The following is a 14,022-nucleotide window of genomic DNA, read 5'->3' as shown; positions in this document are numbered from 1 at the left end:
TGGCCCACGTAGTGTGAAGTTTGACAAGTTCCGGCCACAGGGGCGCGCTGCATGACCGTGGCAACCGACGCGCGCCCGCTCGACCTCCTTGCCGATTTTCCGGCAATCCCCGATGGCTGGGCGTATCTCGACACCGCAGCCACCGCGCAAAAGCCGCGCGCCGTGATCGACGCGATCACCCGCGCCTATGACACCACCTATGCCACGGTGCATCGCGGCGTCTATCAACGCTCCGCCGACATGACGCTGGCCTATGAAGCCGCCCGCCGCCGCGTGGCTGACTTTATCGGCGCAGGCAGCGCGGACGAATGCGTGTTCGTGCGCGGTGCGACCGAGGGGATCAACCTTGTCGCGCAAAGCTGGGCTGCGACCCATCTGAAGCCCGGCGACCGCATTCTGTTGTCGCTGCTTGAGCACCACTCGAACATCGTGCCGTGGCAGTTGGTCGCCGAGCGGCTTGGTGTTGGAATCGACGTCGTGCCGCTGACCGACGATCAGGCGATCGACCTTGACGCGATGGCCGCGATGCTGACGCCCGCGCACAAGCTGGTCGCGCTTGCGCATGTGTCCAACGTGACGGGCGCCATTCTGGATGCGCGCCGCGCCGCTGATCTGGCGCACGGCGTGGGCGCAAAGCTGCTGCTCGACGGGTGTCAGGCGGTGCCGCGTCTGGCTGTCGACGTTCAGGCGCTGGGCTGCGATTTCTATGTGTTTTCAGGGCACAAGCTTTACGGCCCGACTGGCATCGGCGTGCTGTGGGGTCGCCCCGAGCTGCTCGACTCCATGCCGCCATGGCAGGGTGGCGGTGCCATGATCGACAAGGTGTCGTTCGCGGGTACCACCTATGCCCCGGCCCCCGCGCGGTTCGAGGCGGGTACGCCGCATATCGTCGGCGTCCTCGGCCTGCATGCCGCTATCGATTATGTCGAGGCGACCGGCCTGGATGCGATCCACGCGCACGAATCCGCGCTGGTGACGCAAACCCGCGATGCGCTGTCCACACTCAATTCGGTACGGCTGTTCGGCCCGGCGGATTCGGCGGGGATCGTCAGCTTCGCCGTCGACGGGGTGCATCCTCACGACGTCGGCACCATATTGGACGAGGGACAGGTCGCGATCCGCGCGGGCCATCATTGTGCCCAGCCATTGATGGACGCACTGAACATCCCCGCCACCGCGCGCGCCAGCTTTGGCGTGTATAACGGGCCGGCCGATGTCGCGGCGCTCGTCAAGGGAATTGAACGCGTTACACGGATTTTCGGATGATGAATGACAGGATCAAGATCGAGGAAGTCGAAACGGTCGAAAGCCCGCCGCGCGCCCGTGTGAGCGATGCGGAAGAAGGCGCCCGGCCAGAGCGGACGCGCGATTATCTCGACGGTTTCCTTGCGCAAAAGCCGGTTGAGGCCGCTGCCGGTCAGCCCGGCGGCGCGGTGTACGACGCGATTATCGAGGCGTTGAAGGAGATCTTCGACCCGGAAATTCCCGTCAATATCTATGATCTTGGCCTGATTTATGGAGTCGAGGTGTCAGAAGATGGCCATGCCGCCGTCACCATGACGCTGACCACCCCGCATTGCCCCGTGGCCGAATCGATGCCGACCGAGGTCGAACTGCGCGTCGGCGCCGTGCCGGGCGTCGGTGCGGTTGACGTGAACCTTGTCTGGGACCCGCCATGGGACCCGATGAAGATGTCGGACGAAGCCCGCCTCGAACTGGGAATGCTGTGATGACCACTGCCACCCGTACCCGCCCCCAGGCCATTCACCTGACCCCCGCCGCCGAAGCGCGCGTGGCCGACCTGATGTCGCGCGCGCCCGGCGACGCGATCGGCGTGAAGTTGTCCACGCCGCGCCGGGGCTGTTCGGGTCTGGCCTATTCGGTCGATTACGTGACCGCCGCCAATCCGATGGATGAGCGGATCGAAACGCCCGGCGGCAGCTTCTTCGTCGACGGCGGGTCAGTGCTTTACCTGATCGGCTCGACCATGGACTGGGTAGAAGACGACTTCACCGCCGGTTTCGTGTTCAACAATCCCAATGCCAAGGGTGCCTGTGGCTGCGGAGAAAGCTTTACCGTCTGACCGCCTCAGCGCACCCGCGTCCAGCTCTGGCTGCGACAGAACACCGCCACACACCCCTTTACCGACAGCTTGTTACCTTCCGCCTTTAAGATCGAGCGATAGGTTTTGCCCGATTTCGGATCGTAAATCTGCCCACGCCAGTCGGCGCCCTCGTCCTTGAAACCGGTCAGGATGTTCAGGCCGACATAGGGCCGGTTGCGAAGCGCGGGGTCGGGATTCTTCGCATCGGTCGTCGGCGCGCCCGGGGTGGCCTTCACCACCCGTTCGATGGCGCCGCACAGCGACTGACCGCACGGGCGAATGGCGACGATGGCCTGCCCGCCCTGCGTCAGCCAGCGGCCGGTAATCGGATCGGCGGCCTGCGCGGGCGCCGTGGTGATGAACAGGCCGGCAAGGGCGGCGGCGATCAGGGGCTTACGCTTCATGGTCACGGACACTAAGGCGGCGATGCTTTCGCGGCAATGACTGGAAGGGGTCGGAAAATGGGTGGCTGGACGATCGGCATCATCGGCGGTTCGGGCCTCTACGATGTCGAGGGGGTCGAAGATGGTCGCTGGGTCGACATCGACACCCCTTGGGGTTCGCCGTCAGATGCCGTTTTCACTGGCCGCCTGGGCCACGCGCGCGTCGCCTTTCTGCCGCGCCACGGTCGGGGGCATCGCATCGCCCCGTCCGACCTGAACGCCCGCGCCAATATCGACGCGCTGAAGCGGTTGGGCGTCACCGACGTGCTGGCCGTCTCCTCAATCGGCAGCCTGGCGGAGGAACGCGCGCCCGGCACCTTCACGATCGTCGATCAGTTCATCGACCGGACCGTGGGGCGTCCGTCCAGCTTTTTCGGCACCGGACTGGTCGCCCATGTGTCAATGGCCGATCCGGTCTGCCCCCGACTGTCGGCCATGGCCGCGGATGCGGCCGAGGCCGCCGGGGCAAGCGTGCATCGCGGCGGCATCTATCTGGCGATGGAGGGGCCGCAATTCTCCAGCCGCGCCGAAAGCATCCTTTATCGCCAATGGGGATGCGACGTAATCGGCATGACCGCCATGCCCGAAGCCAAACTCGCGAGGGAAGCGGAGCTGCCCTATTCCCTGGTCGGCATGGTCACCGACTATGACTGCTGGCGCGAGGGGGAGGAAGCGGTCGATGTCGCCGCCGTGATTCGGCAATTGAGCGCCAATGCCGCGCGGGCGCGGTCGATGGTGGTGAACCTGCTCAAATCGCTGCCAGAGGTGCGACCAGCCTCACCCATCGATACCTGTCTGGACACCGCGCTGATCACCGCCCCGGCAGCGCGCGACCCCGCCCTACTGGGCAAGCTCGACGCGGTTGCGGGCCGGGTACTGGGTTAATCGATGATCCAGTCGCGGCGGCTTATTCCTTGAGCGTAGAGCAGCGCGGTCAGGTCGCCATGCTCGACCCGCGCCGCCGCTGCCGCCGCGACAACGGGTTTCGCGTGATAGGCGACGCCCAGCCCCGCCGCCCGGATCATCGGCAAGTCGTTGGCGCCATCGCCCACTGCCAGCGTCTGCGACAGGGGGATACCGCGTTCGCCCGCCACGGCGCGCAACGTCGCCTCCTTGGTCGCCGAATCAACAATGGGCTTGGCCACCGCGCCGGTCAGCGCCCCATCTTCGATCAGCAGCTGATTGGCGATGGCGCGGTCGAAACCGATCTGGGCGGCAACCGGCTCTGCAAAGCGGGTAAAGCCGCCCGACACCAGCACCGTATAGGCACCCCGCGCCCGCATCGTGCGGATCAGCGCGGCGGCGCCGGGCATCAACGTCACCCGCTCCGCCAAGCATTGGTCGATCGCACCTTCCGCCAGACCCTTCAGCAGCGCGACCCGCGCATCCAGCGCAGCGGCAAAGTCCAGCTCACCACGCATCGCGCGTTCGGTAACCTCGGCAATCTGCGGCTTGATGCCGGCGTAATCGGCCAGCTCGTCGATGCATTCGACCGGGATCATCGTCGAATCCATATCCGCAATCAGCAGGCGTTTTTCACGGTCCGCAGCAGCCTGAACCACCACGTCGACACCGGCGAGTGCACCTTCCAGCGCGGCACGCACAGCCCCGACGTCACCGGCAAAGGGCAAATCGACGGCGATCGCCTCATCCAGCCATATGGGTTGCTCGACCACCGCCCCCGTGGCGGCCATCCGGTCGCGCGCCTCGGAAAGCTGTCCCGTATTCAGGTGATCCGATGCTATCAACGTGGCAATGAACAAATCCGTGTCCCCCCGGAAACCAATGGTCGCGCTAATCGCAGGCCCGACCGCCAGCGGCAAGTCCGCGCTGGCGATGGCGCTGGCCGAACAAAGCGGCGGCGTCGTCATCAATGCCGATTCAGCTCAGGTCTATCGCGATCTTCGCATCCTGTCGGCTCGCCCCTCGGTCGAGGAGGAGGCGCGCGTGCCCCATCGGCTGTTCGGCTATATCGATGGTGCAGAGGCGTGTTCGGCAGCGCGATGGGCGGCGGACGCGTCGGGCGAGATCAAGGCTGCGCATGAACGGGGCGAGTTGCCGATCCTGGTCGGCGGCACGGGGCTTTACCTGCGCACCCTGCTCGACGGTATCGCACCCGTTCCGCCTATTGATCAGACGGTTCGCGCCTGTGTGCGGCAGCTTCCAGTGGCAGAGGCACATGCCGCATTGGCAGTCGAGGACCCCGCCGCCGCCGCCCGGCTTAATGCCGCCGACACCACGCGCGTCGCTCGAGCTTTAGAGGTCGTGCGTTCGACCGGCCGGCCGCTGGCTGAATGGCAGGCGGAGCGCGAAGGCGGCGTTGCGGACAGCATAACTTTGGCGCCGCTCATCTTGCTGCCGGACCGAGCATGGCTGTTCGACCGGTGCGACCGCCGATTGGCGACGATGTTCGACACCGGCGGCGCGGAAGAGGTCCGGGGGCTGCTCGGCCGGACCGACGTAGCGGCCGATGCGCCCGTTCGGCGCGCAATCGGGGTGACGGAGATCGCGGACTGGTTGGCGGATCGAGTTGAACGCAGCACGGCGCTGGAACGCGCCCGGCTGGCGACACGGCAATATGCCAAGAGGCAATTCACATGGTTCCGCAACCAACCGCCTGCCGATTGGCGGCGAGCGGAAGAGACCGAAACGGCCACATTGTTAGAATATTTCCCTTTTAGTCCTTGACGCGCATTTTTCATGCGGCTAGCAGCGCCGCTCCCGCGGGTGTATCGCGGTGCAGCAACACTGGAGATCGAACGTGACCGAGAAGAGTGGAGCCGATATCCTTGTCGAGGCGCTGACCGACCTCGGCGTGGAAGTCGTGTTCGGCTATCCAGGCGGTGCGGTGCTGCCGATTTACGATGCGCTTTTCAAAAACGGGCAGGCTCGCGGACGCGGCGCGATCCGTCATATTCTGGTGCGCCACGAACAGGCCGCAACCCATGCGGCGGAAGGCTATGCCCGCTCGACCGGCAAGCCTGGCGTCGTGCTGGTGACGTCGGGTCCTGGGGCCACCAATGCCGTAACCGGCATCACCGATGCGTTGATGGATTCGATCCCCATGGTCGTCATCACAGGTCAGGTGCCGACTACGCTGATCGGTTCGGACGCGTTCCAGGAATGCGATACTGTCGGCATCACGCGTCACTGCACCAAGCATAATTATCTGGTGAAGGACCCGGCGCGTCTGGGCGACATCATCCATGAGGCGTTCCACATCGCCACCTCTGGCCGGCCCGGTCCGGTGGTGATCGACATACCAAAGGATGTGCAGGTCGCGACCGCCAGCTATCGCAAGCCCGGCCCCATTCAGCACAAGACCTATCGCCCGCAGGTCAAGGCCGATCGTTCGGCGATCGAGGCGGCGGTGGACATGCTGGCGGCGGCCGAGCGTCCGGTCCTTTATACCGGCGGCGGCATCATCAATGCCGGGCCGGGTGCTAGTGCGATGTTGCGCGAACTGGTGCGGATCACGGGCGCGCCGGTTACGTCGACGCTGATGGGACTCGGCGCTCTTCCGGCAAGCGCCCCTCAATGGCTCGGCATGCTGGGCATGCACGGCACTTATGAGGCGAACCACGCGATGAATCAGGCGGACCTGATCGTCGCGGTCGGCGCGCGGTTCGATGACCGCGTGACGGGCCGGCTCGACGCCTTTGCACCACATGCGCGCAAGATCCACATCGACATCGACCGTTCCAGCGTGAACAAGATCGTTCGCGTCGACCTTTCGATCATCGGCGATGCGGGCCTGGCGCTTGAGGACATGGTGCATGTCTGGAAATCGCGCCAGCATGGAAAACCCGACCTGTCCGAATGGTGGCGGCGGATCGACGGCTGGCGTCAGCTTCGCTGCCTCGACTTTCCTGAGACGGGCGACGCGATCATGCCGCAACGTGCGATCCGCGCGCTTCACGAAGCGACGCGTGACCGCGCGCCGATCATCACGACCGAGGTCGGACAGCACCAGATGTGGGCCGCCCAACATTTCGGGTTCGAGTCGCCGAACAAATGGCTGACGTCCGGCGGACTGGGCACGATGGGTTATGGCCTGCCCGCGGCCATCGGCGCGCAGATCGGCAACCCCGACGCTCTGGTGATCGACATTGCCGGTGAAGCGTCGATCCAGATGAACATTCAGGAACTGGCCACCGCCGGGCAATATCGCCTGCCGGTCAAGATCTTCATCCTGAACAACGAATATATGGGCATGGTCCGCCAATGGCAGGAGCTGACCTATGAAAGCCGCTATGCCGAAAGCTATTCGGACAGCCTGCCCGACTTCGTGAAGCTGGGTGAGGCCTATGGCTGGAAGGGTATCCGCATCGAAGGACGCGACCAACTCGAAAGCGGGATTGCAGAGATGCTGGCGCATGACGGGCCGGTGATCGTCGACTGCATGGTAGCAAAGCTCGCCAACTGCTTCCCGATGATACCCAGCGGCGCGGCCCATACCGACATGATCCTTCAGGCAAATGAAGTGTCGGGCACCATGGACGACGAGGCCAAGGCGCTGGTCTGAACGACCGCCACCGCTTTTCAGGGGGACCCGGCTAAGCCGGGGTGAATGACGATGCACATCCGCGAGGAACAACGCGAACGCCACACGCTGGCGGTTCTGGTCGATAACGAGCCGGGTATCCTGGCCCGCATTGCCGGACTGTTTTCGGGCCGCGGCTACAATATCGAAAGCCTGACGGTGACCGATGTGTCGGAGGATGAAGCGGTCAGCCGCATCACCATCGTCACGTCCGCCAGCGCCGGCGTGCTGGAGCAGGTCATCGCACAGCTTGAACGGCTGGTGCCGGTCCACAAGGTCGTGGACCTGACCGCCGCCGGACCGCATGTCGAACGTGAACTGGCGCTGGTGAAGGTCGCCGGCACCGGCGACCACCGGATCGAGGCGCTGCGCCTGGCCGACGTCTACCGTGCCCGCGTGGTCGACGCCACGACCACCAGCTTCATCTTCGAAGTGACCGGCGGCAGCGACAAGATCGACACGTTCGTCGAACTGATGCGCGAAGTGGGGCTGATCGAGGTTGCCCGTACCGGCATCGTTGCCATCGCGCGCGGCAGGGACGCCGCCTGAACTTTCAAACCGATTATCGAAATCAAGCAAAGGGACCAACGAGAATGCGTGTCTATTACGATCGCGACGCCGACCTGAACCTGGTGACCGGCAAGAAGATTGCCATCCTGGGCTATGGTTCGCAGGGCCACGCCCATGCCCAGAACCTGCGCGATTCAGGCGTTACGGATGTCGCGATCGCGCTGCGCCCCGGCTCCGCCTCTGCCGCCAAAGCCGAAGCCGCCGGGTTCAAGATCATGGCGAACAAGGACGCGGCGCAGTGGGCCGACATTCTGATGATCCTTGCCCCTGACGAGCATCAGGCCGCGATCTATGACGCCGATATCAAGGGCAATCTGAAGCCCGGCAGCGCGCTTGCCTTCGCCCACGGCCTGAACGTGCATTTCGGCCTGATCGAGCCGCCCGCCGACATCGACGTGATCATGATCGCGCCCAAGGGTCCCGGCCACACAGTGCGCAGCGAATATGTCCGCGGCGGCGGCGTGCCCTGCCTGATCGCGGTGCACCAGGACGCATCAGGCAACGCGCACGACGTTGCGCTCGCTTATGCCAGCGGCGTCGGTGGCGGCCGTTCCGGCATCATCGAAACCAACTTCAAGGAAGAGTGCGAAACCGACCTGTTCGGCGAACAGGCCGTCCTGTGCGGCGGCATCACCCATCTGATCCAGGCCGGCTTCGAGACGCTGGTCGAGGCGGGTTATGCGCCGGAAATGGCTTATTTCGAATGCCTCCACGAAACCAAGCTGATCGTCGACCTGTTGTATGAAGGCGGCATCGCCAACATGCGCTATTCGATCTCGAACACGGCCGAATATGGCGATATCAAAACCGGCCCGCGCATCATCACCGATGAGACCAAGGCCGAGATGAAGCGGGTGCTGGCTGACATCCAGTCGGGCCGTTTCGTCAAGGATTTCGTGCTGGACAACCGCGCCGGTCAGCCGGAACTGAAGGCCAGCCGCAAGGCCGCTGCCGCGCATCCGATCGAAAAGACCGGCTCTGAACTGCGCGCGATGATGCCGTGGATCGGCGCGAACAAGCTGGTCGACAAGGACAAGAACTAAACCTTACCGGACGGCGCCCGTGCGCGGGCGCCGTTTCGGAAACACATCGTTCGCATACGCATATTTGACTTCATCCTGTGACAGGCCGACCTGTGTGCGCTGCCACAACAGGGGAAGTCCGATGCTCAAGTCACTCGCCGTTCTCGCTATCGTCACCGCCGTTCCGCTTGCCGCCCAGTCCGCCGCGCCGCAGGTGCCGGGTCAGAAGGACGTGTCGCGTATCACCGGCGGCACCTATCGCACCGATCCTTCGCACTCGCTGGTCGAGTGGGAAGTCAATCATTTCGGCTTCAACGATTATTTCGGCCTGTTCGGTGAGGTGGCCGGCACCCTGACGCTGGACCCCAAGAACCCTGCCGCTGCAAAGGTCGACGTGACCATCCCGGTGTCCAAGGTCGTGACCGCCAGCGCCGGGCTGACCGATCACCTGCTGCGTGCGGGCAAGGATGGCGGCAAGCCTGACTTTTTCGGACCCAGCCCCGCCGATGCGCGCTTTGTTTCAAATCACATCGTCGTGAACGGGACCGAAGCCGAGATTCACGGCAGCCTGACCCTGAACGGTGTGACCAAGCCCGTCACGCTTGAAGCGGAATTTGTCGGCGCCGGCGCGAATCCGATGAGCAAGAAGGAAACCGTCGGCTTCCACGGCGAAGCCACGATCAAGCGTTCGGATTTCGGCATCACCACGGCGCTGCCGTTCGTTGCCGACGAAGTCAGCATCGACGTAACGGTCGCTTTCGAGAAGGCGTAACCGCTACGGGCGCGCCGCCGGTTCAGGCCGCGCGGCGCGCTTCCAGAAAGCCTTCGAACGTCGCCTTTATCGCGGGTGAAGCACCGGCCGCCAGCCGCCCAACCTTGTCCACCATCCCGTCTGCGTCGTGACCCGGCCCTGCATGAGCCATTTCCCAAGCCCCAAATTCGCGGGCGGCAACGGTGCGCCGCGACAGGACCACCACCGCACGGTGGCGCGGATCCTTCTGGATCCGCGTAAAGGCCGCCATCACGTGGGCCTCTTCGCCCTCCAGCGCCTGCAAAAAACGGCGATCGTCAGCATAGAGCATGCCGGTCAGTCCATCGCGGACATTGTTGCGCCGGGATACCTTCAGGATCGCGCCCACATCCTCCAGCGACTGGCCTCGCGCTGCGGTGCTGACATAAACAAGCTGATACATGGCTATCCCCGCCGATTCGAAACTTGCTTTCCTTATTATGTCAAATGCTTAACAAAAAGCGGACTTGCGACGCCGCGGACGGACTGGACGGCGCGCGGCCGACATGGCATTGCAACGACAATGATCGCCCGCCGCGCCCTTTGCCTGCGACTTATCCGCCCTTAGGGGCTGTCTGCGAAAGCGCGTGCCCCTAAGGGTGACCTTTTCGATCTCATCCGGCTAATCCCGCGGCAGGCACGCTCCTGCCGCTCGCTTGCGACGAAAGGCTCAGCTGATGCTGCGCGATCCTTCTACCAAATACCGCCCCTTCCCGATGGTGGACCTGCCCGACCGGCAATGGCCGGGCCGCACAATCACCCAGGCGCCGATCTGGCTGTCGACCGACATGCGTGACGGCAATCAGGCGTTGATTGATCCGATGGACGCGGAGAAGAAGCAGCGTTTCTTCGACCTGCTGGTCGAGATCGGGGTCAAGGAGATCGAGGTCGGCTTTCCGTCTGCCGGCGCGACCGAGTTCGACTTCATCTCCGGCCTTGTTCGTTCGGGGCGAATTCCAGACGATGTGACGGTTCAGGTCCTCACCCAGTCGCGCCGCGATCTGATCGAACGCAGCTTTGAAAGCCTTGAGGGCGCACGCGCCGCTATCGTGCACCTCTATAACGCGGTCAGCCCCGCATGGCGCCGCATCGTGTTCGGCATGAGCCGCGACGAGGTTCGCGAGATCGCGATCACAGGCGCAAAAATCCTGCGAGACGAAGCAGCCAAGCGGCCCGGAACGCACTGGCGCTTCGAATACAGCCCTGAGACGTTCTCGACCGCCGAGCTGGATTTTAGCCTTGAAGTCTGTGCTGCCGTCATGGACGTGCTGCGCCCGACGGCGGACGACCCGATCATCTTCAACCTGCCCGCGACGGTTGAGGCGGCTACCCCTAATATCTACGCCGATCAGGTCGAATATTTCTGTCGCAACGTGCCCAATCGCGATGCGGTTATCGTCAGCCTGCACACGCACAATGATCGCGGCACAGGGGTCGCGGCGTCCGAACTGGGTCTGATGGCAGGCGCCGACCGCATCGAAGGCTGTCTGTTCGGCAATGGCGAGCGGACGGGCAACGTCGACCTGGTGACCCTTGGCCTGAACCTGTACACGCAGGGCGTCGATCCAGGGTTGGACTTTTCCGATATCGACCGCGTCATCAAGACGGTCGAATATTGCAACGCCCTGCCCGTGCATCCCCGACACCCCTATGCCGGCGATCTGGTCTTCACCGCCTTTTCCGGCAGCCATCAGGACGCGATCAAGAAGGGTTTCGCCGCTCAGGCCGCGCGGAATGACGGGCTTTGGGAGGTTCCCTATCTGCCCATCGACCCCGCCGATCTGGGCCGCAGCTATGAAGCGGTGATCCGGGTCAATTCACAATCGGGCAAGGGTGGCGTCGCCTGGGTCCTTGAGCAGGACAAGGGCCTGAAGCTGCCAAAGCGACTGCAGGCGGATTTCAGCCGACATGTTCAGGCAATGGCCGACGAGACAAGCCGCGAACTGGACGCGGCCGATATCTGGCGGGCATTCGAGCAGGCCTATCGTCTGGGCGGAGATCAGCACTTCGCGCTCAACGCCTATGAAGAAACGCGCGCGCCCAATGGGGATCGCATCTTTGCCGGCCATATCGAGGCGGGCGGCGATGCCGTCTCTGTCAGCGGGCGCGGCAACGGCCTGATCTCAGGCGTCGTCGCGGCGCTGCGCGACGGGCTCGGTATTACGCTGGACGTGGCCGACTATACCGAACATGCGATCGGGACCGGGTCCGACGCGCGCGCCGCAGCCTATGTCGAATGCCGCGATGGCGCAGGCCGGACTTTCTGGGGCGTCGGCATTGACGAGGATGTGGCCACCGCCAGCGTCCGTGCGGTGCTGTCGGCGGCCAACGCCGCACGTAATTGACGCCGACGATGGGGAAGCGGCGTCAGCCCTTCCCCATCAGCGCCAATACTTCCTTGCGGCTGCGCTCGTCGTCGCGGAACACGCCCATCATGCGGCTGGTGGTCATTAATACACCCGGCGTTCGCACGCCCCGTGACGTCATACAGCCATGCGTCGCCTCGATCACGACCGCGACACCGCGCGGCTTAAGATGCGTCCAGATACAATCGGCCACTTCGGCGGTCAGGCGCTCCTGAACCTGCAACCGCCGCGCATAGCCGTGCAGGACGCGCGCCAGCTTCGAAATGCCGACGACATGATCCTTGGGTAGATAGGCAATATGCGCCCGGCCCGTGATCGGCGCCATGTGATGTTCGCAGTGCGACTGGAACGGGATGTCGCGCAGCAACACGATCTCGTCGTATCCGCCCACTTCCTCAAACACTCGCGACAGGTGGTGCGCCGGATCATCGCCATAGCCCGCGCAATATTCGCGCCACGCCTTGGCCACCCGTCGCGGCGTGTCGATCAACCCTTCGCGATCGGGATTGTCGCCCGCCCATTCGATCAACGTGCGGATCGCCTGAGTCACATGGTCGGGGATAAATGGTTCGGCCGCGGCGTTCACCAGATCGCCTTCGGCCATGACATCCTGTTCTTGCTGCATCTGCATTCCTTAGGCGCTGGGCGCGAGTGACGCCATTGCCGTGTTGAGCCATATGCCTGTGCCAGCTTCGGAGCCGTACGTCAGATGGACGAAGGGCCCGCTACAGCAATGTTTTGTGGCACTGATGCAACAATCAGATGCACTGCGAACGCCATCAGATACTCGAAACATCGAAAATCGCTTGATCTTGTCCGCTCTCACCGGAACAGTCTCCGCCCATGTGAGCGCAGTCCGCGCGCACGAGCGTATATTTGGGGGGTTTATGGCCAAGGCAACGACTGCAGCAAAGGGTGGCGCACGCGGTGGCATCGCGACTCCCGTTACCCCTTCGCCCGAACTGGCCGAAATCGTCGGCGCCGGTCCGCTGCCGCGCAGCGAAGTCGTCAGCAAGATGTGGGAATATATCAAGAAGCACGACCTGCAGAACCCGCAGGACAAGCGCGAAATCCTGGCCGACGACAAGCTGGAGAAGATCTTTGGCAAAAAGAAGGCCAGCATGTTCGAAATGAACAAGCACCTGAGCGCGCATCTGAAGTAAGCGCTGCCAGAGTTTCGACCTGCGATCAGGCCCGACGACCCTTTGATGGGGTTGCCGGGCCTTTATTTTGCCCGGCCTTGCGATCATGCGCTCTGCCACCGACCTTAGGCAGGCATGCGATTACCCACGCTCCCGCCGCCAATTGCGGATCTCGCCCGGTCGCGGCTTATCGGCGGCGTTCGGGCGACGTTCAACGATCAGTCGCGCGGCGAGCGCCCGGTTCAGCGCAGTAGCAACGCGCTGTTTCCGCCAGAGAGCGTGATCTGGCGCGTGCATGGTGACGTGACGACGATGATGGTCGGCGGCATCGCGGCATTGTTGATGCAGATGCTCGATCCGCGCGTCCTGGCCGGCGTGTGGGATCATTCCCGCTTTCGCGACGACATGATGGGTCGCCTTCGACGCACGGCTCGCTTCATCGCCACGACCACCTATGCCGACGCAGCAGAGGCCAAGGCTGCTATTGCGCGTGTCCGCCGTATCCACGGTGGCGTCACCGGCACGTTGGCTGATGGCACCCCCTATCGCGCTGACGATGGCCGGGCGCTCGCCTGGGTCCATGCGTGCGAGTCGCTTTGCTTTCTCGACGCGTGGATTGCCTATGGCGAACCGTCCATGCCCAGTATCGACCAGGATCGATATTTCGCGCAATCCGCGGTGATTGCGCGGATGCTGGGCGCCCATCCGGTGCCGGAGAGCCGCGCTGAAATGCTGGCCTTTGTAGAGCAGGTTCGTCCTGGCCTGCGTGTCGACCACCGCACCCGCGATGTCGCCCGGCGTGTGATCCATGCCACGCCGCCCAATCTCGCCACCGCCGCCGTGCAACGCATGGTCACGCCGGCGGCGATCAACCTGCTGCCGCCATGGGCACGCGCGATGCACGGCTTCAGAACCGCCCGCCTTTCTCGCCCGATCGTTGCTGGCGGCGTGGGTGCGCTGGCCGGGTCGCTACGCTGGGCATTTCGAACGCGTCGCGACTGAACCAAAGCGATTGCCGCCCGTTCGTTCAAAGGTCAGCCAT

General features: G+C 63.9%; 16 protein-coding genes. 12 read left to right on the top strand and 4 right to left on the bottom strand.

The window, feature by feature from the left end:
• The first annotated feature begins 51 nt into the window (after positions 1-51).
• Genes ACAX61_RS10200 through ACAX61_RS10190 form a run of 3 tightly spaced genes read left to right on the top strand, consistent with a single transcriptional unit; the run spans position 52 to position 2,083 of the window.
• On the top strand, positions 52-1,266 hold the full coding sequence (locus tag ACAX61_RS10200; RefSeq protein ID WP_370714643.1) for a cysteine desulfurase: 1,215 nt from the start codon (positions 52-54) through the stop codon (positions 1,264-1,266).
• Complete coding sequence (locus ACAX61_RS10195) at positions 1,266-1,730, top strand: SUF system Fe-S cluster assembly protein (RefSeq protein ID WP_370714973.1); 465 nt, start codon at positions 1,266-1,268, stop codon at positions 1,728-1,730. Before ACAX61_RS10200 ends, ACAX61_RS10195 begins: the two co-directional genes overlap by 1 nt.
• Positions 1,730-2,083, top strand: coding sequence for a HesB/IscA family protein (locus ACAX61_RS10190; RefSeq protein WP_370714642.1), 354 nt, complete (start codon positions 1,730-1,732; stop codon positions 2,081-2,083). Before ACAX61_RS10195 ends, ACAX61_RS10190 begins: the two co-directional genes overlap by 1 nt.
• A gap of 5 nt (positions 2,084-2,088) precedes the next feature.
• On the opposite strand, the gene ACAX61_RS10185 is transcribed toward ACAX61_RS10190, so the two are convergent.
• Positions 2,089-2,508 (bottom strand): DUF2147 domain-containing protein, encoded by a 420-nt coding sequence (locus ACAX61_RS10185; RefSeq protein ID WP_370714641.1) that lies wholly within the window; start codon positions 2,506-2,508, stop codon positions 2,089-2,091.
• A 57-nt stretch (positions 2,509-2,565) separates the two neighbouring features.
• Here ACAX61_RS10185 and ACAX61_RS10180 point away from each other — a divergent pair, with 57 nt between their 5' ends.
• Entirely contained in the window at positions 2,566-3,432 is an 867-nt protein-coding gene (locus tag ACAX61_RS10180) for an S-methyl-5'-thioadenosine phosphorylase (protein ID WP_370714640.1), read from the top strand.
• Here the strand turns inward: ACAX61_RS10180 and serB are convergent.
• A complete protein-coding gene (gene serB / locus ACAX61_RS10175; RefSeq protein WP_370714639.1) occupies positions 3,429-4,310 on the bottom strand; it encodes a phosphoserine phosphatase SerB in 882 nt (293 codons plus the stop codon). The genes ACAX61_RS10180 and serB overlap by 4 nt on opposite strands.
• Between serB and miaA the strand changes: the two genes are divergently transcribed.
• The 5 genes from miaA to ACAX61_RS10150 all read left to right on the top strand — a co-directional run bounded on the left by miaA (position 4,303) and on the right by ACAX61_RS10150 (position 9,454).
• Positions 4,303-5,235, top strand: coding sequence for a tRNA (adenosine(37)-N6)-dimethylallyltransferase MiaA (gene miaA, locus ACAX61_RS10170; protein WP_370714638.1), 933 nt, complete (start codon positions 4,303-4,305; stop codon positions 5,233-5,235). The genes serB and miaA overlap by 8 nt on opposite strands.
• Before the next feature lie 73 nt (positions 5,236-5,308).
• Positions 5,309-7,072 carry a biosynthetic-type acetolactate synthase large subunit gene (gene ilvB / locus ACAX61_RS10165; RefSeq protein ID WP_370714637.1) on the top strand — a complete coding sequence of 588 codons (1,764 nt, stop codon included), beginning with the start codon at positions 5,309-5,311 and terminating at the stop codon, positions 7,070-7,072.
• A 51-nt stretch (positions 7,073-7,123) separates the two neighbouring features.
• Entirely contained in the window at positions 7,124-7,639 is a 516-nt protein-coding gene (gene ilvN, locus ACAX61_RS10160) for an acetolactate synthase small subunit (protein ID WP_370714972.1), read from the top strand.
• A gap of 44 nt (positions 7,640-7,683) precedes the next feature.
• A complete protein-coding gene (gene ilvC, locus ACAX61_RS10155; protein ID WP_370714636.1) occupies positions 7,684-8,703 on the top strand; it encodes a ketol-acid reductoisomerase in 1,020 nt (339 codons plus the stop codon).
• Between the two features lie 121 nt (positions 8,704-8,824).
• On the top strand, positions 8,825-9,454 hold the full coding sequence (locus tag ACAX61_RS10150; RefSeq protein ID WP_370714635.1) for a YceI family protein: 630 nt from the start codon (positions 8,825-8,827) through the stop codon (positions 9,452-9,454).
• Positions 9,455-9,476: 22 nt separating this feature from the next.
• On the opposite strand, the gene ACAX61_RS10145 is transcribed toward ACAX61_RS10150, so the two are convergent.
• Entirely contained in the window at positions 9,477-9,875 is a 399-nt protein-coding gene (locus ACAX61_RS10145) for a BLUF domain-containing protein (protein WP_370714634.1), read from the bottom strand.
• 274 nt (positions 9,876-10,149) lie between these two features.
• Between ACAX61_RS10145 and leuA the strand changes: the two genes are divergently transcribed.
• Positions 10,150-11,817 (top strand): 2-isopropylmalate synthase, encoded by a 1,668-nt coding sequence (gene leuA / locus ACAX61_RS10140; protein ID WP_370714633.1) that lies wholly within the window; start codon positions 10,150-10,152, stop codon positions 11,815-11,817.
• Positions 11,818-11,839: 22 nt separating this feature from the next.
• Here leuA and folE read toward each other — a convergent pair whose 3' ends face one another.
• Entirely contained in the window at positions 11,840-12,442 is a 603-nt protein-coding gene (gene folE, locus ACAX61_RS10135) for a GTP cyclohydrolase I FolE (protein WP_370714971.1), read from the bottom strand.
• A 283-nt stretch (positions 12,443-12,725) separates the two neighbouring features.
• On the opposite strand from folE, the gene ACAX61_RS10130 reads away from it, so the two are divergent.
• Together ACAX61_RS10130 and ACAX61_RS10125 are read left to right on the top strand one after the other, a co-directional pair.
• Positions 12,726-13,001: an SWIB/MDM2 domain-containing protein gene (locus tag ACAX61_RS10130; RefSeq protein ID WP_370714632.1), complete on the top strand. Its 276-nt coding sequence runs from the start codon at positions 12,726-12,728 to the stop codon at positions 12,999-13,001.
• A 114-nt stretch (positions 13,002-13,115) separates the two neighbouring features.
• Complete coding sequence (locus ACAX61_RS10125; RefSeq protein WP_370714631.1) at positions 13,116-13,982, top strand: oxygenase MpaB family protein; 867 nt, start codon at positions 13,116-13,118, stop codon at positions 13,980-13,982.
• The last annotated feature ends 40 nt before the right edge of the window (positions 13,983-14,022 follow it).

It is taken from the genome of Sphingomonas sp. IW22 (genome assembly GCF_041321155.1).
GTDB lineage: Bacteria > Pseudomonadota > Alphaproteobacteria > Sphingomonadales > Sphingomonadaceae > Sphingomonas.
The sequence above is the reverse complement of the archived record's forward strand: the minus strand, read 5'-3'. Positions and strand labels throughout refer to the sequence as shown.

Excerpts from the sequence above, each read along its gene's own strand:
- ACAX61_RS10125 (WP_370714631.1), top strand. The coding sequence starts at position 13,116 with ATGCGATTACCCACGCTCCCGCCGCCAATTGCGGATCTCGCCCGGTCG.
- ACAX61_RS10145 (WP_370714634.1), bottom strand. The coding sequence starts at position 9,875 with ATGTATCAGCTTGTTTATGTCAGCACCGCAGCGCGAGGCCAGTCGCTG.
- ilvN (WP_370714972.1), top strand. The coding sequence starts at position 7,124 with ATGCACATCCGCGAGGAACAACGCGAACGCCACACGCTGGCGGTTCTG.
- folE (WP_370714971.1), bottom strand. The coding sequence starts at position 12,442 with ATGGCCGAAGGCGATCTGGTGAACGCCGCGGCCGAACCATTTATCCCC.
- ilvC (WP_370714636.1), top strand. The coding sequence starts at position 7,684 with ATGCGTGTCTATTACGATCGCGACGCCGACCTGAACCTGGTGACCGGC.
- ACAX61_RS10195 (WP_370714973.1), top strand. The coding sequence starts at position 1,266 with ATGAATGACAGGATCAAGATCGAGGAAGTCGAAACGGTCGAAAGCCCG.
- ACAX61_RS10150 (WP_370714635.1), top strand. The coding sequence starts at position 8,825 with ATGCTCAAGTCACTCGCCGTTCTCGCTATCGTCACCGCCGTTCCGCTT.
- ACAX61_RS10180 (WP_370714640.1), top strand. The coding sequence starts at position 2,566 with ATGGGTGGCTGGACGATCGGCATCATCGGCGGTTCGGGCCTCTACGAT.
- ACAX61_RS10200 (WP_370714643.1), top strand. The coding sequence starts at position 52 with ATGACCGTGGCAACCGACGCGCGCCCGCTCGACCTCCTTGCCGATTTT.
- ACAX61_RS10130 (WP_370714632.1), top strand. The coding sequence starts at position 12,726 with ATGGCCAAGGCAACGACTGCAGCAAAGGGTGGCGCACGCGGTGGCATC.
- miaA (WP_370714638.1), top strand. The coding sequence starts at position 4,303 with ATGAACAAATCCGTGTCCCCCCGGAAACCAATGGTCGCGCTAATCGCA.
- ACAX61_RS10185 (WP_370714641.1), bottom strand. The coding sequence starts at position 2,508 with ATGAAGCGTAAGCCCCTGATCGCCGCCGCCCTTGCCGGCCTGTTCATC.
- leuA (WP_370714633.1), top strand. The coding sequence starts at position 10,150 with ATGCTGCGCGATCCTTCTACCAAATACCGCCCCTTCCCGATGGTGGAC.
- ACAX61_RS10190 (WP_370714642.1), top strand. The coding sequence starts at position 1,730 with ATGACCACTGCCACCCGTACCCGCCCCCAGGCCATTCACCTGACCCCC.